At 74.9% G+C, this 19,147-nt stretch carries 18 protein-coding genes; 7 read left to right on the forward strand and 11 right to left on the reverse strand.

Features of this window, described 5'->3' with window-relative positions; genetic code table 11:
• Positions 1-6 precede the first annotated feature (6 nt).
• The 3 genes from ACR9E3_RS03145 to ACR9E3_RS03155 form a co-directional block, all read right to left on the reverse strand.
• Positions 7-2,175, reverse strand: a complete 2,169-nt coding sequence (locus tag ACR9E3_RS03145) for a putative bifunctional diguanylate cyclase/phosphodiesterase (protein WP_460378429.1) — start codon at positions 2,173-2,175, stop codon at positions 7-9.
• The gene (locus ACR9E3_RS03150; RefSeq protein ID WP_460378431.1) at positions 2,168-2,974 is read right to left on the reverse strand and encodes an SAM-dependent methyltransferase; all 807 of its coding nucleotides are present in this window, start codon (positions 2,972-2,974) and stop codon (positions 2,168-2,170) included. Before ACR9E3_RS03150 ends, ACR9E3_RS03145 begins: the two co-directional genes overlap by 8 nt.
• Before the next feature lie 77 nt (positions 2,975-3,051).
• Positions 3,052-3,453 carry a sterol carrier family protein gene (locus tag ACR9E3_RS03155; protein WP_460378433.1) on the reverse strand — a complete coding sequence of 134 codons (402 nt, stop codon included), beginning with the start codon at positions 3,451-3,453 and terminating at the stop codon, positions 3,052-3,054.
• Positions 3,454-3,472: 19 nt separating this feature from the next.
• Here ACR9E3_RS03155 and ACR9E3_RS03160 point away from each other — a divergent pair, with 19 nt between their 5' ends.
• On the forward strand, positions 3,473-4,162 hold the full coding sequence (locus tag ACR9E3_RS03160) for an SGNH/GDSL hydrolase family protein (protein WP_460378435.1): 690 nt from the start codon (positions 3,473-3,475) through the stop codon (positions 4,160-4,162).
• A 383-nt stretch (positions 4,163-4,545) separates the two neighbouring features.
• On the opposite strand, the gene purL is transcribed toward ACR9E3_RS03160, so the two are convergent.
• Complete coding sequence (gene purL / locus ACR9E3_RS03165) at positions 4,546-6,846, reverse strand: phosphoribosylformylglycinamidine synthase subunit PurL (RefSeq protein ID WP_460379060.1); 2,301 nt, start codon at positions 6,844-6,846, stop codon at positions 4,546-4,548.
• A gap of 348 nt (positions 6,847-7,194) precedes the next feature.
• Here purL and ACR9E3_RS03170 point away from each other — a divergent pair, with 348 nt between their 5' ends.
• Positions 7,195-7,704 (forward strand): hypothetical protein, encoded by a 510-nt coding sequence (locus ACR9E3_RS03170; RefSeq protein WP_460378436.1) that lies wholly within the window; start codon positions 7,195-7,197, stop codon positions 7,702-7,704.
• A gap of 36 nt (positions 7,705-7,740) precedes the next feature.
• Here ACR9E3_RS03170 and purQ read toward each other — a convergent pair whose 3' ends face one another.
• On the reverse strand, positions 7,741-8,436 hold the full coding sequence (gene purQ, locus ACR9E3_RS03175) for a phosphoribosylformylglycinamidine synthase subunit PurQ (protein ID WP_460378438.1): 696 nt from the start codon (positions 8,434-8,436) through the stop codon (positions 7,741-7,743).
• 37 nt (positions 8,437-8,473) lie between these two features.
• A complete protein-coding gene (purS, locus tag ACR9E3_RS03180) occupies positions 8,474-8,710 on the reverse strand; it encodes a phosphoribosylformylglycinamidine synthase subunit PurS (RefSeq protein ID WP_285651594.1) in 237 nt (78 codons plus the stop codon).
• 42 nt (positions 8,711-8,752) lie between these two features.
• Between purS and ACR9E3_RS03185 the strand changes: the two genes are divergently transcribed.
• Positions 8,753-9,385, forward strand: a complete 633-nt coding sequence (locus ACR9E3_RS03185; protein ID WP_460378440.1) for an MBL fold metallo-hydrolase — start codon at positions 8,753-8,755, stop codon at positions 9,383-9,385.
• Positions 9,386-9,436: 51 nt separating this feature from the next.
• Here ACR9E3_RS03185 and ACR9E3_RS03190 read toward each other — a convergent pair whose 3' ends face one another.
• The 3 genes from ACR9E3_RS03190 to purB all read right to left on the reverse strand — a co-directional run bounded on the left by ACR9E3_RS03190 (position 9,437) and on the right by purB (position 12,596).
• On the reverse strand, positions 9,437-10,144 hold the full coding sequence (locus tag ACR9E3_RS03190; protein WP_460378441.1) for a DUF2334 domain-containing protein: 708 nt from the start codon (positions 10,142-10,144) through the stop codon (positions 9,437-9,439).
• Between the two features lie 110 nt (positions 10,145-10,254).
• The gene (locus ACR9E3_RS03195) at positions 10,255-11,154 is read right to left on the reverse strand and encodes a phosphoribosylaminoimidazolesuccinocarboxamide synthase (RefSeq protein WP_460378443.1); all 900 of its coding nucleotides are present in this window, start codon (positions 11,152-11,154) and stop codon (positions 10,255-10,257) included.
• 11 nt (positions 11,155-11,165) lie between these two features.
• A complete protein-coding gene (gene purB, locus ACR9E3_RS03200; RefSeq protein WP_460378444.1) occupies positions 11,166-12,596 on the reverse strand; it encodes an adenylosuccinate lyase in 1,431 nt (476 codons plus the stop codon).
• Positions 12,597-12,714: 118 nt separating this feature from the next.
• On the opposite strand from purB, the gene ACR9E3_RS03205 reads away from it, so the two are divergent.
• From ACR9E3_RS03205 to ACR9E3_RS03220, 4 genes are read left to right on the forward strand one after another with little or no spacing between them, the layout of a single operon-like run.
• Entirely contained in the window at positions 12,715-13,923 is a 1,209-nt protein-coding gene (locus tag ACR9E3_RS03205) for a PP2C family protein-serine/threonine phosphatase (protein WP_460378446.1), read from the forward strand.
• On the forward strand, positions 13,920-15,596 hold the full coding sequence (locus ACR9E3_RS03210; protein ID WP_460378447.1) for a sensor histidine kinase: 1,677 nt from the start codon (positions 13,920-13,922) through the stop codon (positions 15,594-15,596). The genes ACR9E3_RS03205 and ACR9E3_RS03210 overlap by 4 nt, the downstream gene beginning before the upstream one ends.
• On the forward strand, positions 15,593-16,036 hold the full coding sequence (locus ACR9E3_RS03215; RefSeq protein ID WP_285651576.1) for a response regulator: 444 nt from the start codon (positions 15,593-15,595) through the stop codon (positions 16,034-16,036). Before ACR9E3_RS03210 ends, ACR9E3_RS03215 begins: the two co-directional genes overlap by 4 nt.
• A complete protein-coding gene (locus ACR9E3_RS03220) occupies positions 16,033-17,058 on the forward strand; it encodes a threonine aldolase family protein (protein ID WP_460378449.1) in 1,026 nt (341 codons plus the stop codon). The genes ACR9E3_RS03215 and ACR9E3_RS03220 overlap by 4 nt, the downstream gene beginning before the upstream one ends.
• An 83-nt stretch (positions 17,059-17,141) precedes the next feature.
• On the opposite strand, the gene ACR9E3_RS03225 is transcribed toward ACR9E3_RS03220, so the two are convergent.
• Together ACR9E3_RS03225 and ACR9E3_RS03230 are read right to left on the reverse strand one after the other, a co-directional pair.
• On the reverse strand, positions 17,142-17,927 hold the full coding sequence (locus tag ACR9E3_RS03225) for a potassium channel family protein (protein WP_460378451.1): 786 nt from the start codon (positions 17,925-17,927) through the stop codon (positions 17,142-17,144).
• Between the two features lie 34 nt (positions 17,928-17,961).
• The gene (locus ACR9E3_RS03230) at positions 17,962-19,104 is read right to left on the reverse strand and encodes a pyridoxal phosphate-dependent aminotransferase (RefSeq protein WP_460379061.1); all 1,143 of its coding nucleotides are present in this window, start codon (positions 19,102-19,104) and stop codon (positions 17,962-17,964) included.
• Between the last annotated feature and the right edge of the window lie 43 nt (positions 19,105-19,147).

The raw sequence follows: 19,147 nt of genomic DNA on the forward strand, positions 1-19,147 counted from the left end.
CGGCTCTCAGCGGCCGGTCGTGCCGGCCAGCGGCGCGCCCCGGCGCACCAGGTCGGCGACGTCGGCGGCGGGCAGCGCGGGCGCGAAGAGCCAGCCCTGTCCCTCGTCGCACCCGAGCGCCCGCAGCCGGGTCGCCTGCGCCGCGGTCTCGACGCCCTCGGCGGTGACGGTCAGGTCGAGGGCGTGGCCGAGCGAGACGAGGGTGCCGACGATGCGCTCGTCGACCTCGTCCGAGAGCTCCTCCTCGCGCAGCCCCTCGCCGAACGAGCCGTCGAGCTTGATCACGTCGACGGGGAGTTTCCGCAGGTAGGAGAGGTTCGAGTAGCCGGTGCCGAAGTCGTCGACGGCGATGCGCACGCCCATCGCCCGCAGGCCGTCGAGGGCCTTGAGCGGGGCGCCCTCGTCGGTGGTGAGCGCGCGCTCGGTCAGCTCGACCTGCAGGCGGTGCGACGGCAGGCCGGTGCGGTCGAGCAGCGCGGCCACCTCGGCCACCAGTCCGGGCTCGTGGAGCTGGCGCGGCGCGACGTTGACGCTGACGAACGGGGCGCCGTCACCGAACTCGGCGTACCAGTCGCGCGCGTCACGGCACGCCATCTCCAGCACCGCCCGCCCGAGGGCCACGATGACGCCGGTCTCCTCCGCGGGCCCGATGAACAGCGACGGCGAGAGGACGCCGAGGCGCGGGTGCTGCCAGCGCACCAGCGCCTCCACGCCGCGGACGCGGTGGTCGGCCAGCGACACCAGCGGCTGGTAGAGCACGAAGAACTCGCCGTGCGCCACGGCCGAGGGCAGGGCGGCGGAGAGCGTGAACCGGGCGGTCTCGGCCTCGTCGCGGCCCGGGTCGTGCACGGCCCAGCGTCCGCGGCCCTCGGCCTTGGCCGTGTAGAGCGTGATGTCCGCGGCCCGCATGAGGTCGACGGCGTTGGTCTCGCGGACGGCCTGCTCGACGACGCCGATGCTCGCGCCGACCGAGAGCTCCTGCCCGGCCAGTGGCAGCGGCGGCGCGAGGGCGGCCAGCAGCCGGTCGGCGAGGGTCACGAGGCGGTCGACACCGTGGGAGTCGTCGACGAGCACCACGAACTCGTCGCCGCCCGAGCGCGCGACCAGCTCGCCCTCGCGGACGCAGTTCTCGAGACGGCGGGCGACCTCCTGGAGCATGAGGTCGCCGACGCCGTGGCCGAGGCTGTCGTTGATGGTCTTGAAGCCGTCGAGGTCGAGGAAGCACACGCCGACCCGCCGCGTGGAGTCCGGACCGGCCTCCGCGAACACCCGCTCGAGGCGTTCGGTGAAGCGGGCGCGGTTGGCCAGCGTCGTGAGCGGGTCGTGATAGGCCTGGTAGGCGAGGTGCTCCTGCAGGCGGTGCCGGTCGGTGACGTCCTCGAGCATCGCCAGCTGGTAGGCGGGCCTGCCCTCCTCGTCACGCACGAGCGACAGCGTCAGGTGCCCGACGATCTCCTCGCCGGTGCGCCGGTAGAACCGCTTCTCGATCCGGAAGTTGTCGATCTCGCCGCGCACCAGGCGCTCGTAGAGCTCCCAGACCGACCCGGCGTCGTCCCGGTGCGCGAGGTCGCTGACCCGCAGCCGGCGGAACTCCTCGGCGGTGTGCCCGAAGATCCGCGTCATCGACGGGTTGACCTCGAGGATGCGGCCCTCCATGTCGCCGAGCCCGATCCCGATCGCGGCCTCGTGGAACATCGCGCGGAACCGGGCCTCGCTGGCGTGCAGGGCCTGCTCGGTGTGGTGGCGCGCGACGAGCACCGCCCGCCGGATGGCCTCCTGCTCGTCGAGGGTGCGGTCGCGCAGCGTCGCGGCGTACCCCGCGGCGAGCGCCGCGGTGACGGCGTGGACGGCGGGGGCCGTCCCGGCCCCGTACAGCGCGGGGATCTGCTCGGCCAGCATCACCAGCGTCCGCTCGACGGTCGCCGTGCCGGTGAAGTGGGCCGCGACGAGGCGGCGCCCGACCTCCGCGCCGTCCTCGGGGCGCGGCGGGTCGGCGAGGACGGCGTCGACCACCGTGACGGCGAGGTCGCGCAGGTGCGCCTGCAGCTCGTCGGACGCCATCGGCACGTAACTGGTGCCCTCGACCTCGTCGGCCCACGCGGCGGCCAGGACGTCGACGGGGTCGGCTCCCGGCCGGCGGCCGGTCCCGGGAGCGGCGGGCACGCGCTCAGTCACGACGGCCCACGGCGGCGTAGCCGGTGAAGCGCTCGGGCGCCGTGAGCGGCGCGGACGGGTCGTCGGGGCGCCACTGCGGCAGGAACACCAGGCCCGGCTCGACGAGCGTGAAGCCGTCGAGCAGCCCGGCGACCTCGTCGCGCGTGCGCATCGTCATCGGGGTGGCCGTGCGGCGGTAGAGCGACTGGTGCTCGCCGGCGCGGTCGGGGGCGCCGTCCGCGCTCGCGTGGCTGATCACCAGGTGGCTGCCCGGCGCCAGCGCCTCCCGGTAGCGCGCGAGGACCTCGGCAGGCCGGCGCTCGTCGCCCACGAAGTGCAGGAGGGCGACGACGAGGAGCCCGATCGGCCGCGACAGGTCGAGCAGCGACCGCGTCGCCGGCGCGTCGAGCACCGCGTCGACGTCCACCAGGTCCGCCTGGACGACGCCGGTCCGCGGGTCGTCGGCGAGCAGGGCGCGCGAGTGGGCGACGGCCACCGGGTCGATGTCGACATAGACCACCCGGGCATCGGGCCGCACGGCCTGGGCGACCTCGTGGACGTTGCCGACCGTCGGGATGCCCGAACCGATGTCGAGGAACTGGTCGATGCCCTGGTCGGCGAGGTGGCGCACGGCGCGGCGCAGGAAGGCGCGGTTCGCCTGCATGATCCGCGGCAGCTCGGGCCAGTCGGCGACCGCGGCGGCCGCCATGGCCCGGTCGGCCGCGAAGTTGTGCAGCCCGCCCAGGTAGTGGTCGTACACGCGCGCGGCGCTCGGTCGGTCGACGTCGACGCCGTCGGGAACCCAGCTCGGCCGCTCCAACCGGGCCTCCCCTCCCCTGGACCAGCTGTGCGGTCACGGTCCGGTCATGGCGATAGTACGGGCGCTACCGGGACGGCTCAGCCGTTCTCACTCGTTCGATGAACATCCACCACCGGGAGCCATCGGGCGATCTCGGGCGCACGGTGCCCGGAGACCGAGACCCGGTCGGTCGCGCCCTCCCAGCTCAGCAGGCCGAGCGCGAGGGCCAGCCACGTCGCCGCGTCGGTCTCGACGACGTTGGGCGGGGTGCCCCGCGTGTGCCGCGGCCCCTCCACGCACTGGACGGCCCCGAACGGCGGGACCCGCACCTCCACGGAGTGCCCGGGGGCGGAGTGCTCCAGGCTCCGCAGTGACGAGCGCACCGCGGCCGCGAGCACGGGGCGCGGCGGACGCTCCACGGCGTCCGGGTCCCGGACCCACGGCACCACGGCCAGGAGGTCCTCCCGCACCTGGGCGGGGTCGGGGGCTCGGCGGGGCACGGTCGTCCAGGATAGGGGCGTGCCGCGCATCCGCTCCCTCGTCCTGCTCGGCGTCCTCGCACCGTTCGCGTGGCAGGCCTGGCGGCTGTGGGGCGCGGCGACGATGGAGCCCGACCACGCCGCCTACTGGCGCCGCCGCCGGCGCAGCCCCGGGGACGTGCTGCTCGTGGCGCTCGGCGACTCGCTGGCGCAGGGGCTGGGCGCGGTGCACCCCGAGCGGTCCTGGGCCGGCCGGCTCGCCGACGCGATCGAGGCCCGCGACGGCGTGCGGGTCCGCGTGGTGAACCTCGGCGTCTGCGGCGCCACGGCCGCCGACGTCGTCGCCGACCAGCTCCCCGCCGTGCCGCCGGAGGCCTTCACCGACCCCACCGCGCTGATCGCGCTCGCCGTCGGCACCAACGACGCCGCGCAGGACACGCCCGTCGACGCCTTCCGCCGCGACCTGGAGACCCTGTGCGCGGCGCTGCCCGCCGGGTCGCTCGTCGCCGACGTGCCCGACCTCCAGCGCGGCGTGGTGCGCGAGCGCGGGATCGTGCTCGCCGAGGTCGTCCGCGAGGTCGTCGCCGCCCACCCGGGTCTGCGCCCCGTCGCGCTCGAAGCCGCGACCCACGACATCAACCGCGTCCTCGACTCCGGCCCCGACTTCGCCCACCCCAACGGCCGGGGCTACCGGCGCTACGGCGCCGCCTTCGCTGCGGCGCTGGGGTGACGTGTCAGCGAAGTGCCCCTATCGGCGTGCTCCCCTCATCGACACTCAGAGCGTCCGTATCGGTACTTCGATCACCGGAGGTGTCAGCGGTGGGCCACCGTTGACACCGAGTGTCCGTAGCGCCACACGCTCGAACGCGCGGAGGTCAGGGGCGCGCCGTGCCCGTCCGCGGGCGCCCGACGGTGTCCGACCCGCTTCTTGATCTCGGACGCCACCCGGTGGCCGACCCGACCGGCACGTTCCGGAGGCGTCGGGTGCCGACGATCATGCGCAGCGTGCGGCTCGCGGCGCCCGCACCTCCGGCGCGCCGCCACCGCCCTTGATCAACGGGGACTTCGCGCGCATAGAAGCAGCGAGCAGCGCGTTCGCTGCAACAGCCGAGGTCAGTCGAGGGCGGCGGGGAGGGTGGCCTCGCCGAGGGCGCGGAGCTCCGCGAGCGGGAGGGCGTCGACGCCCTCGATGCGCAGCGCGTCGCCGCCGACCTCGCCGAGCCGGGCGGCGGGCTGACCGGCCTCGGTGCAGCGGCGGGCCAGCTCCGGCTCGTCGCCCGGGGCGACCGTGACGAGCATCCGCGCGCCGGTCTCGGAGAAGAGCACGGTCGCGAGGTCCAGCCCGGGGGCCGGCGGACCGGTGACCGTCGCACCGCGACCCGTCGCCAGCGCCGCCTCGACGAGGGCCTGGGCGAGGCCACCGTCGGAGAGGTCGTGCGCGCCGGAGAGCAGGCCGTCCGCGCCGGCGGCGGCCATGAGCGCGGCGAGCCGGGCCTCGGCGGCGAGGTCCACGCGGGGCGGGGTGCCGCCGAGGTGGTCGTGCAGCACGCCGGCCCAGGTCGAGCCGTCGAGCTCGTCGCGGGTCTCGCCGAGCAGCCAGACGGCGTGGCCCTCGGGTCCGAGGCCGTGGGGGACGGCCCGGGCGACGTCGGCGAGGATTCCGAGCACCCCGACCACCGGCGTCGGCAGGATCGCCGCGGTGCCCGTCTGGTTGTAGAAGCTGACGTTGCCGCCGGTGACGGGCAGGGCCAGGGCCGCGCACGCCTCGGCCAGGCCGCCCACGGCCTCGGCGAACTGCCACATCACCGCCGGGTCCTCGGGCGAGCCGAAGTTCAGGCAATCGGTGACGGCCACCGGCACCGCGCCGCTCGACGCCACGTTGCGCACCGACTCGGCGAGGGCGAGCTGGGCGCCGGCGCGCGGGTCGAGCTGGCAGAACCGGGCGTTGGCGTCGATCGACACCGCGACGCCCCGGCCGCCGTCCTCGTCGACGCGCACGATCCCGGCGTCGGCGGGCGTGGCCGCGGTGGTGTTGCCGCGGACGTAGCGGTCGTACTGCTCGGTGACCCAGGTCCGCGCCGCGAGGGCGGGCGAGGCCACGAGGGTGCGGATCTGCGCGGCGATCTCGTCGGGTGCGGTGGGCCGCGGTCGCCCGGCGACGGTGTCGGCCTGCAGCGCGTCCTGCCAGGCCGGGCGGGCGTAGGGGCGCTCGTAGACCGGCCCGTCGTGGGCGACGGTGCGCGGCGGGACGTCGACGACGGTCTCGCCGCGGTGGGTGATCTGCAGGTGCTCGCCGTCGGTGACCTCGCCGATCACGGTCGCGGTGACGTCCCAGCGCCGGCACACGGCCATGAACGCGTCGACGTTCTCCGGCGTGACCACGGCGCACATCCGCTCCTGCGACTCGCTGGAGAGGATCTCGGCGGCCGTCATGTTCTCGGCGCGCAGGGGCACCGCGTCGAGGTCGACGTGCATGCCGCCGTCGCCGGCGCTGGCGAGCTCGCTCGTCGCGCACGACAGCCCCGCGCCGCCGAGGTCCTGGATGCCGACGACGAGGCCGGCGGAGAACAGGTCGAGGCAGCACTCGATGAGCACCTTCTCGGCGAAGGGGTCGCCGACCTGGACGCTCGGCAGCTTCTTGCGGCCGGTGTTGTCCTCGAACGTCTCCGAGGCCAGCACGGACACCCCGCCGATGCCGTCGAGGCCCGTGCGAGCCCCGAACAGCACGATCTTGTTGCCGGCGCCCGAGGCGAACGCGAGGTGCAGGTCCTCGTGGCGCAGGACGCCCACGCACAGGGCGTTGACCAGCGGGTTGCCCGCGTAGCTCGGGTCGAAGACGACCTCGCCGCCGATGTTGGGCAGCCCCAGGCAGTTGCCGTAGAAGCCGACGCCGGAGACCACCCCGGGCAGGACCCGCGCGGTGTCCGGAGCGTCGAGCGGGCCGACCCGCAGCCCGTCCATCACCGCGACCGGCCGCGCGCCCATGGCCATGATGTCGCGCACGATCCCGCCGACGCCGGTGGCCGCGCCCTGGTGCGGCTCGACGTAGGACGGGTGGTTGTGTGACTCGATCTTGAACGTGACGGCCCACCCGTCGCCGACGTCCACCACGCCCGCGTTCTCGCCGATGCCCGCGAGCAGCCGCGCCCGCATGGCCTCGGTGGTCGTCTCGCCGAAGCGCCGCAGGTGGACCTTCGAGGACTTGTACGAGCAGTGCTCGGACCACATGACCGAGTACATGGCGAGCTCGGCCTCGGTCGGGCGCCGCCCGAGGATCGCGCGGATGCGCGCGTACTCCTCGTCGCGCAGACCGAGCGCGGCGTGCGGCTGCGGTTCGTCGGGCGTCGCGGCGGCCCGATCGACACTGTCGACGGAGTCGGGGGGCGGGGGCGCCGCGGGTGTGTCGGGGATCACGGGGTGCACGGGGGCCGGACCCGGGGGGACGGTCACGACGACGAGGGTAGGCGCTCTCGTGGACCGTCCGGCGGGGCCCGGGACGGGGCTCACCTGTCGGTCGCGCACGGTGAGCGCGTCGCTACCCACGACGTGCGGTCGACAAACCCTCGAACGACCGCCTCACCACTTCCATCGACCGACGTTCGCCACACGCCCACCGTGTGCACCGCCACATGTTCCAGCGTGCTACCCCGTTCGCTCGATCGGATGGCCGCTCATGGGCCAACACGGTCGTTTCGTCGCGACACGGCACGGGCGTGTCGGGCAATACCCGGGGGTGTCGGACCCTCGATACATCATGGAGCCATGACCACCGCCTCCGTCTCCACGGCGACCGGTTCGGCCTCCGGTGACACGGCCGGGGACCCGCCCGCGCCGGGGGCAGCCGACGCTCTCGCCGGGCTCCACCTCGTGCTCGACCGCGACCTGATCGGCGTCCGCCGTCACGATCTCGAGCTCGCCGGCCGTGTCCCCGAGAGCGTCCGCCCGCACGTCGACACCGCCGCCGGCATGCTCGAGTTCCTGATCGACGACGGCGCCGGCGGCGTCGTGGTGCTGGCGCTGGCGCCCGGCGCGCGGGGCGACACCGTGGTCCCGCTGCTGCCCGCGACGCAGCCGGCGGAGCCGGGCGGTCGCGACGTCTCGGCGCACGAGCCGTTCGACGAGGTGGTGGGCGAGGCCGTCGAGGACGTCTCGCGCCTGCTGACCCACGTCGAGCGTCCCGACGAGATGCGCGCGCTGGTGCTGCACCTCGGCGGGCGGATGCTGATGGTCTACGCCGACCTGTGGGAGCTGCGGGTCACGCTGCTTCCGTAGACCCCCGGAACGACCGGCCCCGCGGTCGCTCCTCCGTCACGCCCGCGCCGCCGTCGCCGGGGGAGGTGCCGTGAGCCGCGTCAGCACGGAGGTGAACAGGCCGAGGCCGTCGGTGCCCGGCCCGGTGAGCGCGTCGATCGCGTGCTCGGGGTGCGGCATGAGGCCGACGACGCGGCCGTCGGCCGAGCTGATGCCCGCGATGTCGCGCAGCGCGCCGTTGGGCGCGGGCTCGGTGTAGCGGAACACCACGCGGCCCTCGGCCTCGAGGGCGTCCAGGGTCGCGGTGTCGGCGACGTAGCGCCCCTCGCCGGACTTCAGCGGCACCCGGATGTCCTGGCCGACGGTGAACCCCGCGGTCCAGGCGGTGTCGGCCTCGACGCGCAGCCCGACCTCGCGGCAGACGAACCGCAGGCCCTGGTTGCGCACCAGCGCCCCCGGCAGCAGACCGGCCTCGCAGAGGATCTGGAACCCGTTGCAGATGCCGAGCACCGGCATGCCGGCGCGCCCGGCCTCGACGACCGGGCCCATCACCGGCGAGCGCGCGGCGATGGCGCCGGCGCGCAGGTAGTCGCCGTAGGAGAACCCGCCGGGCACCACCACGGCGTCGACGCCGCGCAGGTCGGCGTCGTCGTGCCACAGCGCGACGGCCTCGCCCCCGGCGTAGCGCACGGCCCGGGCGGCGTCGACGTCGTCGAGCGTGCCCGGGAACGTGATCACCCCGACTCTGCTCATGGTCGAGCTCCGCTGCGCTCCGTCTCCGAGGCACCCGTCACGACACCCTCCGCACGACCCACTCCTCGATCACCGGGTTGGCCAGCAGCGTCGCCGCGATGTTCTCGAGCTCGGCGTCGCCGACGGTGTCGTCGACCTCCAGCTCGAAGTGCTTGCCCTGGCGGACGTCCGCCACCCCGGCCACCCCGAGCCGACCCATCGCACGAGCCACGGCCTGGCCCTGCGGGTCGAGGATCTCGGCCTTCGGCAGGACGTCGACGATCACGCGAGCCACGCCCGCCAGGTTACCGGGCGGGCGAGGGGGAACTCGGGTGGCGTGGAACTCGTGCACCTCGGCCACGCGTGCGTCGTCGCCGACACCGGCTCGGCCCGCATCCTGTTCGACCCCGGCGCCTTCTCGCAGGGCTACGAGACCCTCGAGGGCCTCGACGCGGTGCTGATCACGCACCAGCACTTCGACCACCTGGACCTCGACAAGCTCCCCGCCCTGCTCGAGCAGAACCCCGACGCGGAGCTGGTCGTCGACCCCGGCACCGCCGAGCAGCTGCGCGAGCGGGAGATCGCGCACACGGTCCGCGAGCCCGGCGAGACCTTCACGGTCGGCGGCGCGACCGTCGACGTCGTCGGCCACGACCACGCCGTGATCCACCCGGACATCCCGGTGATCCGCAACAACGGCTACCTGCTCGACGGCACCGTGCTGCATCCCGGCGACGCGTTCACCGTGCCCGAGCGGACCCCCGACGTGCTGCTCCTGCCGACCGCGGCGCCCTGGCTCAAGGTCTCGGAGGCCGTCGACTACCTGCGCGCCGTGGCGCCGCCGCTGGCCGTGCCGATCCACGAGGCGGTCCTGGCCAACCCGGATCTGCACTACGGGATGTTCTCGAACCTCAAGCCCCAGGGCACCGAGGTCCGGATCGCCCCGCGCGGGGTGGCTCTCGCCGTGTGAGCAGTTCGGAGTGCTGGAGCACTCGGAAGTGCTCACGAGCGCGGAGCGCACCTATGCCGTGATCGACCAGTGTTCGGGGTCGCCGCTGACCGGGGCCCGGCGCGGGCCGCGGCGCGCCACGAGCTCGCCCGCGCCGAGCGGTGTCGCCCCGGCCGCGAGGACGTCGTCGACCAGCTCGCCCGCCACCGTCGGGTCGACGTCGGCGCGCAGGGCGAGGTGCACGAGCGAGGAGTCCCCGCGACGGCGGGTGACGCGACGCTGCGGCGCGCCCGGGCCGGTGACCGGGCCGCGCCAGGAGGTGGTCGGCGCGCCGTCGGCGTCGAGGCGGTGGACGCCCGCGTCGTCGACGAGCAGCCCGAGGCCGGCCGCCGCGAGAGCGGTGCGGGTGCCGGCGGAGACCGCCCAGCCCGGCGCCGCGAACCCGTCGACCGCGATGCCGAGGGCGTCACGGCTGCGCAGCGCGGCCGTCAGGCGCAGCCCCGCCTCGTGGGCGGGCAACCGCCGGTAGGGCCGTCGGGCGTCGGCGGCGTCGGACCGGGTGCCGTGCAGGAGCACGGTGTCGCCGACGTGGCGGCGGGCGGTCGCCCACGCGACGACCTCGGGGTGCGGGCGCGGTCCGACGAGCAGGGTCGCCGGGACCCGGCGGGCGTCGAGGGCGTCGGCGAGCGCGACGGCGGCGTCGAGGGGAGCACCGGGAGCGAGCCCGGACACGGAGACCAGGAGGCGGGCGGTCACGCCGGCGGCGTGCGGCTGCGTCACGATCACGTCCCCATGAGGCCAGCCGGAGATGCCGTCCGTGCGACCGGGGGGTGAACACCGCGGCTCGGGTCGGCGACGGGCTCACGCCGGGCGTCGTCGCAGGTCAGCCGTCACATCGCGGGCGGCCATTCCCGGCCGGTCAGGCGCGTGTAGGCCTCGATGTAGCGCTGCCGGGTGGCCTCGATCACGTCGTCGGGCAGGGGTGGCGGCGCCTCGCCGGAGTGACGGTCCCAGCCGGAGGCCTCCGACGTGAGCCACTCGCGCACGAACTGCTTGTCGAAGCTCGGCTGCACGCTGCCCGGCGCGTAGCCCTCGGCCGGCCAGAACCGCGACGAGTCGGGGGTGAGCACCTCGTCGCCGAGCACCAGGGCCCCCTCGGGCGAGAGCCCGAACTCGAGCTTCGTGTCGGCGAGGATGAGGCCGCGCGAGGCGGCGTAGGCCGAGCCGCGGGCGTAGATCGCCAGGGTCTGGTCGCGCAGCGCGCCGGCGAGCTCGCGGCCGACGGTCTCCGCGACGGTGTCGAAGCTGACGTTCTCGTCGTGCTCGCCCAGCGCCGCCTTCGTCGCCGGGGTGAAGATCGGGCCGGGCAGCATGCTCGCCTCGGTGAGCCCGTCGGGCAGCGGCACCCCGCACACCGCGCCGTCGCGGCGGTAGTCGGCGGTGCCGGAGCCCGCCAGGTAGCCGCGGGCGACGCACTCGACCGGGATCATCTCGAGGCGGCGCACCAGCAGCGCGCGACCGCGGACCTCGGCGGGGATGCGCTCGTCCCGCGCGGCGATCAGGTGGTTCGCGACCGGCGGCGCGGCGACGTCGGCCCCGCCCAACAGCTCGAACCAGAACACGCTCATCGCCGTGAGGACGCGCCCCTTGTCGGGGATCGGCGTGGACAGGACGTGGTCGAACGCCGAGATGCGGTCGGACGCGACGAGCAGCAGCGTCTCGTCGTCGACCTCGTAGAGGTCCCGGACCTTGCCGGAGGCCAGGTGCCGGTACGAGTTCAGCGAGACCACGGGCGGGCAGGCTAGAGGATCGGGGCGGGCGTGTACGCCGCCGCGTCGGGGCGGGCGGCGACGAGCGCGTCCACCTGCCGGGTGACCTCGGCGATCTGCGCGCCCGCGGCGCCGACGAAGGCCTGCGGGTCGCCGACGGCGGCGTCGAGGTCGGCGGCGGAGAGCCCGAGGCGGGCGTCGCCGCCGAGCCGGGCGAGCAGGTCGTTGCCCTCGGCACCCTTCTCGCGCATGTCCAGGGCGACGGCGCGGGCGTGCTCGGAGATGATCTCGTGGCCGGTCTCCCGGCCGACGCCGGCGCGCACGGCCGCCATGAGCACGGCCGTCGTCGCCAGGAACGGCAGGTAGCGGTCGAGCTCACGGGCGATGACGGCCGGGTAGGCGCCGAACTCGTCGAGGACGGTCAGGATCGTCTCGAGCAGCCCGTCGATCGCGAAGAACGCGTCGGGCAGGGCGACGCGGCGCACGACGGAGTCGGAGACGTCGCCCTCGTTCCACTGCGCGCCGGCGAGCTCGGCGACCATCGCGGCGTTGCCGCGCAGCACCACGGCGAGCCCGTTGACGCGCTCGCACGAGCGGGTGTTCATCTTGTGCGGCATCGCGCTGGACCCGACCTGGCCGGGACGGAAGCCCTCGGTGACCAGCTCCTGGCCCGCCATGAGCCGGATGGTGGTGGCGAGGCTGCTCGGCCCCGCCGCCAGCTGGACCAGCGCGGAGAGCACGTCGTGGTCGAGCGAGCGCGGGTAGACCTGCCCCACGCTGGTGAGGACCTCGCCGAAGCCGAGGTGGTCGGCGACGCGACGTTCGAGCTCGGCGAGCCGCCCCTCGTCCCCGCCGAGCAGGCCCAGCATGTCCTGGGCGGTGCCCACCGGGCCCTTGATCCCGCGCAAGGGGTAGCGGTCGATCAGCTCGGTGACCCGGCGGTGCGCCACGAGCGTCTCGTCGGCGGCGGTGGCGAAGCGCTTGCCGAGGGTCGTCGCCTGGGCGGCGACGTTGTGGCTGCGGCCGGCCATGACCAGCTCGCCGTACTCGCCGGCGCGACGGGCGAGACGGGCCAGCACCGCCACGGTCTTGTCCGCGACGAGGCGCAGCGACTCGCGCACCTGCAGCTGCTCGACGTTCTCGGTGAGGTCGCGGCTGGTCATGCCCTTGTGGGCGTGCTGGTGCCCGGCTAGGGCGTCGAACTCCTCGATGCGCGCCTTCACGTCGTGGCGCGTCACGCGCTCCCGCGCGGCGATCGAGGCGAGGTCGACGTCGTCGACGACGGCGCGGTAGTCGTCGACGACGCCGTCGGGCACGTCCACCCCGAGCTCGCGCTGCGCCGTGAGGACCGCGATCCAGAGCTCCCGCTCCAGCGACACCTTGCGCTCGGGCGACCACAGCGCGGTGAGCTCGGGTGAGGCGTACCGCGCCGCGAGCACGTTCGGGACCGTCGGAGCACTCACCTGGCCGAGCCTACGGGCACGATCGGCGCACGACCTCGTGCCACCGCCCGGCTCGGGTGGGGCCCCCTACTACGGTTCGGGTGAGCCGTGAGCAGGCCCGGAGCAGGGGAGGGGGCGCATGGAACCGGTCGACCCGGACACGTCCGCGCCCCTGCGGGTGCTGCTCGTCGAGGACGACGACGCCGACGCCGTCCTCGTCACCGAGCACTTCGCCGACGCCGACCTCGCCGTCGATCTCCACCGGGCGCACTCCCTCGCCGAGGCCGAGATCTCGCTCGACGGCGCGCGCCTCGACCCCGACGGCGTCCCGGCGCCCGACTGCGTCCTGCTCGACCTCGCCCTGCCCGACGCCCACGACTTCGACGGCCTGCGCCGTCTGCTCCACGTCGACGGCCCGGCCGTCCTCGTCCTCACCGGCCGCCGCGACGAGCAGCTCGGCGCCGGCGCCGTGGCCGTCGGCGCCCAGGACTACCTCGTCAAGGACGCCGTCGACGGCCCGGCGCTCGCCCGCGCCGTGCGCTACGCCGTCGAGCGCCGCCGCAGCGACCGGGTGCGCCGGGCGCTGCGCGACGCCCAGCTGCGCGCCGACGAGAACGCCCGCCTGGAGCGGGGCCTGCTGCCCTCGCCGCTGCTCGAGGACCCGGAGATCCGGATCCTCGCCCGCTACGAACCGGGCACCGAGCAGACGCTGCTCGGCGGCGACTTCTACGACGTCGTCGAGGGCCCCGACGGCTCGCTGCACGCGGTGATCGGCGACGTCTGCGGGCACGGGCCGGACGAGGCCGCGCTCGGGGTCAGCCTGCGCATCGCCTGGCGGACGCTCGTGCTCAGCGGGATCGACCCCGACCGGGTCCTGCCGACGATGCACGAGCTGCTCGTCAGCGAGCGCGACCACCCGACGCTGTTCACCACGCTCGCCGCCGCGACGATCGACCCCACCCGCCGGCGGCTGACCCTGCGGCTGGCCGGCCACCCGCCGCCCGTCCTGGTCGGCGAGGGCCACGACACCCGCATGCTGTCCACCGAGCGGCTCGGCCTGCCGATCGGGATCGGCGCCGAGCACGGGTGGCGGCCGCTGGAGGTCGAGCTCCCGTCGAAGTGGGCGCTGCTGCTCTACACCGACGGGCTGATCGAGGGACGGCAGGCGTCGGGCGACGTGCTGTGGACCGACGGCCTGCAGACGCTCCTCCAGGAGGCCACCGCGGGCCCGCCGCCCTGGCGCGAGGACCCGGGGGCGATGCTGGACGGCGTGATGGAGCAGGTGCGGGCGCTGTCGACCGCGCGCACCGATGACGTGGCCGCCGTCCTGCTGGTGTCCGACCGGTGAGCGCGCCGACGACCAGCTCGGACGCCGCCCCGGCCGTCACCGGCGGGGACGGATCTCCCGGACCGGCACACCGCCCCGGGCCGCGGCCCCGCAGCCGGGTCCGGACGGGCCTCGGGCGCTGGTCCCTGGACCGGATCCTCGCGGTCACCGGCGCCGTGCTGGCGGTGCTGCTCGTGGTCGCGGCGATCGTCGGCGCGATCGGGCTCTCGGTCCTCGACGACCGCCGCGTCGCGCTGGTCGACGAGATCGGCCCCGCCCTCGTCGCCGCGCAACAGCTCGACGCGGCCACCGTCGACCAGGAGACCGGCATCCGCGGCTACGCCCTGGCGCGGTCCCCGGACTTCCTCGTGCCCTACGAGCAGGGCCGCGCCGAGGAGGCGCGCCTGATCCCGGCGGTCCGGGCCCTCGAGGCCTCCCAGCCCGAGGCGCTCGCCGACCTCGCCGCGGTGGAGTCGGCGACCGCGAACTGGCGGGCGGTCTACGCGGACCCGACCGTCGACGCGCTCGCGCGGGGCGCGGCACCGCCGCCCCCGGAGGTCGGCAAGGCCGCCTTCGACCGGGTCCGGGGCGCCCTCGACGCCCAGCGGGGACGCCTGCTCGCCCTGCGCGACGAGGCCCGCAGCGCCCTCGGCGGCGCGGCGACCACGCTGACCGTCCTCGGCGTCGTCACCGTCATCGGCCTCGCGCTCGGCGTCGCGGCCCTGCTGCTGTGGCTGCGCCGCGTGGTGGTGGTCCCGACGCACCGGCTGGCCCGCGAGGTGCGCGAGGTGGTCGACGGCGACCTCGAGCACCACGTCCTCGCCGCCGGGCCGAAGGAGATCACCGAGCTCGCCGAGGACGTCGAGGCGATGCGCGTGCTGATCGTCCGCGAGCTCGCCGACACCGAACGGGCCCGTCAGGAGCTGGACCTGCGGAGCCAGGAGCTCGCCCGCTCCAACTCCGACCTCGAGCAGTTCGCCTACGTCGCCTCGCACGACCTCCAGGAGCCCCTGCGCAAGGTGGCGAGCTTCTGCCAGCTGCTGCAGCGCCGGTACGCGGGCCAGCTCGACGAGCGCGCCGACCAGTACATCGAGTTCGCCTCCGACGGCGCCAAGCGCATGCAGGTGCTGATCAACGACCTGCTCGCGTTCTCCCGCGTCGGGCGCCAGGGCGACTCGATGGAGGTCGTGGACCTCGACCGTCTCGTGGACCGCGCCACCGAGAACGTCGCGGGCGCCCTCGAGGAGAGCGGCGCCGTCGTCGAGCACGGCACGCTGCCGTCGGTGCTCGGCGCGCCGGCCCTGCTCACCACGGTGTTCCAGAACCTGCTGGGCAACTCGCTGAAGTTCCGCGGCGACGAGCCGCCCCGGCTGCGCGTCGACGCCGAGCGCGACCCGGAGAACCCGGACCGCTGGCTGCTGCGGTTCGCCGACAACGGCATCGGGATCGACCCCGAGTACGCCGAGCGGATCTTCGTCATCTTCCAGCGGCTGCACGCCCGCAACGCGTACCCCGGCACCGGGATCGGGCTGGCGATGTGCCGCAAGATCGTCGAGCACCACGGCGGCGGGATGTGGCTGGAGCCGCACGCGCCACCGGGCACCACGTTCGTCGTGGCCCTCCCGGCCCTGACCGACATGCCCGACCCGTCCCCGACCACCGCGTCCACCGGCCCCGCCGAGGAGTCCCCGTGACCGACACCGACCCGATCACCGAGATCGACGTCCTGCTCGTCGAGGACGACGCCGGCGACGTCCTCATGACCCAGGAGGCCTTCGAGCACCACAAGCTGCGCAATCAGCTGCACGTGGTCTCCGACGGCGTCGAGGCGCTCGCCTTCCTGCGCCGCGAGGGTGAGCACGCCGACGCCCCGCGCCCGGGCCTGATCCTGCTCGACCTCAACCTGCCGCGGAAGGACGGGCGGGAGGTGCTCGAGGAGGTCAAGAACGACGAGTCGCTGCGCAGCATCCCGATCGTCGTGCTGACCACGTCGCAGGCCGAGGAGGACATCTTGCGCAGCTACAACCTGCACGCCAACGCCTACGTCGCGAAGCCGGTTGACTTCGAGCGGTTCATCCAGGTGATCCGCCAGATCGACGACTTCTTCGTCTCGGTGGTGAAGCTCCCGAAGTGACGATCGACCTGCGCTCCGACACCGTCACCCGGCCGTCGGCGGCGATGCGCGAGGCGATGGCGGGCGCCGAGGTCGGCGACGACGTCCTCGACGGCGACCCCACCCTCGCCGCGCTGCAGGACCACGTGGCCGACCTCCTCGGCGTCGAGGCCGCGCTGTGGACGCCGACCGGCTCGATGGCCAACGCCATCGCGCTCATGCACCACCTGACGCGCGGTGACAGGTTCCTGGCGCCGGTGGGCGCGCACGTGCTGGAGGCGGAGCTCGGGACGTCCGCCTGGCTCGCCGGCGGGCTGCCCGCTCCGCTCGAGCACAGCGCCGGGCCGGGACGTCCGACGCCCGCTGACGTGGTGCGCGCCGCTGGCGGGGCGGGGCCCTACTTCGGGCTGCGGACCTCGCTGCTGTGCCTGGAGAACACCCACAACGGCGCCGGCGGGGCGGTCACCCCGGTCGCCGAGCACCGCGCGCTCGTCGCCGCCGCCCGCGACGCCGGGCTCGCCGTGCACCTCGACGGGGCGCGGCTCTGGCACGCCGCGGCCGCGCTCGACGTCGCGCCCTCGGAGCTGGTCGCGGGCGTGGACACGGTCAGCGTCTGCCTGTCGAAGGGGCTGGGGGCGCCGGTCGGCTCGCTGGTGGCGGGCTCGGCGGCCTTCGTGGACGGGGCCTGGCGCCTGCGCAAGATGCTCGGCGGCGGCATCCGCCAGGGCGGCGTCCTCGGTGCCGCGGGGCTCGTGGCGCTCGACCAGCGCAAGGACCTCGCCGACGACCACCGCCGCGCCGCCCGTCTCGCCGCGGGCCTGCAGGCGCTGGGCTGGCCGGTGATCGCGCCCGACACGAACATCGTCCTCGTGCCGACCACCGCTCCGGGCCCGCTCGTCGCCGCCCTCGCCGACACCGGCGTCCGCGCGGTGCCCTTCGGCCCCGGCGTGCGCTTCGTGACCCACCGCGACGTCGACGACACCATGATCGAGACCGCCCTCGACCGCGCCGCCGCGATCCCCGCCCCGGCCGCCGCCGGCTGAGGTCCTCGAGGCTCGCGTGGTCGTGTCAGCCTGGCGTCCACGCTGACGTCCAAGGTCAGGAAATCCACCAGCTCGCGTTGGGCTCAGCCGGGCGCCGCCCCCGACGACTCCGCGCGCCGTTCGGCCTCGAGGGCGTCGAGGCGGCCCCGCAGATGGCGCAGCTCGGCCAGGAGTTCGTCGTGCCGAGCCCCCGCCGGGTCCGCCTCAGGACCCGCCACCGCCTCCGACGCGTCGCGCGCGCCCACCTGCTCGAGGAACCACGTGGCGATCGCCGCGGTCACCGTGCCGAGCACCGCGATCCCCGCGAGCATGAGCCCGGCCGCGACGAGGCGGCCCTCGGTCGTCACCGGCGACAGGTCGCCGTAGCCGACCGTCGTGATCGTCGTCAGCACCCACCAGAGCGAGTCCCCGAACGTCACGATCGTCGCGTCGGGGGCGTCCCGCTCCGCCTCGAACACGCCGAGCGCGGCGACGACGCTGAGCAGCGACACCGAGACGATCAGGTAGCTCCCGACCCGCCCCCGGAAGTCGTCGCGCAGCACCCTCCCGAGCACGGAGATCGCGGCCACGAGGCGCAGCAGGCGCAGGAAGCGGAAGAACGGCGCGAGGGCCACGAGCAGGTCGAGCGGGTGGCGCACGACGAACCGGACCCGGCGCCGGGCCAGCACGATCCGCACCACGTAGTCGACGACGAACAGCGCCCACAGCCCCCACAGCGCGACGTCGAGCCACCACCACCCGAGCTGGCCGGGGCGGGTGGCGAGCACCTGCACGGCATAGACCCCGAGGTAGAGCACGGCGAGGCCGGTGAGCGGGTAGTCGGTGCGGCGCTCCCAGGCCTCCAGCCGGGCCTCGCCCTCGGGTTCCATGGGCGGAACGTAGTGCTCGCCGCGGCCAGGTGCCTCAGAGCGTCGGGATCCAGCGGCCGAGCCGGTCGAGGCCCTCGCGCAGGTCCTCGGTCGCGCCGGCGAACGACAGCCGGATCCAGGTGTGCCCGTCGATCGGGTCGAAGTCGATGCCCGGCGCCACCGCCACGCCCGTCTCGTCGAGGATCCGCTTCCCGAACGCGAGGGTGTCGTCGGTGAGGTGGGCGACGTCGGCGTAGACGTAGAAGGCGCCGTCGGCGGGCGCCAGGCGCGTCAGCCCGAGGTCGGGGAGCCCGTCGAGCAGCAGGCGGCGGTTGAGCGCGTAGCGCTCGACGTGGCCGTCGGCCTCGGCGATCGAGGCCGGGGTGAATGCCGCGAGCGCCGCGTACTGCGCCGGTACCGGTGGGCAGACCGTGAAGTTCCCCGCGATCACGTCCACGGCCCGCCGCAGCCGCTCGGGCACGATCAGCCAGCCCAGCCGCCAGCCGGTCATCGACCAGTACTTCGAGAACGAGGTGACGACGACCGCCTCGTGCGAGGTGCTCCAGGCGCTCGCCGTCGGCGGCGCGCCCCCGTACTCGATCCCGTGGTAGATCTCGTCGCTGATCAGCTGGACGCCGTGCTCGTCGCACCACCGGGCGAGGTGAGCCAGCTCGTCGGGCTCGATGACGCTGCCGGTCGGGTTCGCCGGGCTCGCGACGACGACGCCCTTCGGCACGCTGTCGAGCTCCTCGAGCATCGCCACCGTCGGCTGGAAGCGCGTCTCCTCCCCGCACGGCAGCTCGACGACCTCGCACCCCAGGGCGGCGAGGATGTTCCGGTAGCAGGGGTAGCCGGGCCGGGCGAGGACGACGGTGTCGCCGGCGTCGAACGCCGCCAGGAACGCGAGCAGGAAGCCGCCCGACCCGCCGGTGGTGACGACGACGTCCTCCGCGCGCACCGTCTCGTCGCCGTATCGGGCGCGGTGGTGCGCGGCGATCGCCTCACGCAGCTCCGGGGTCCCGAGCGAGCCGGAGTACCCGAGGATCTGTTCGTCGAGGGCGCGCGCCGCGGCGTGGCGGACGTCGACGGGCGCGGGCGTGGAGGGCTGGCCGGCCGAGAGGTTGACGAGGTCGCCGTGCGTGCGGGCACGTTCCCCGGCCGCCGCCCAGACGTCCATCACGTGGAACGGGGGAACCATCGCCCGCGCCGCGGGCCCGAGCCGCGCCAGAGTCGTCACCGCT

Source organism: Actinomycetospora sp. C-140 (assembly GCF_054796175.1).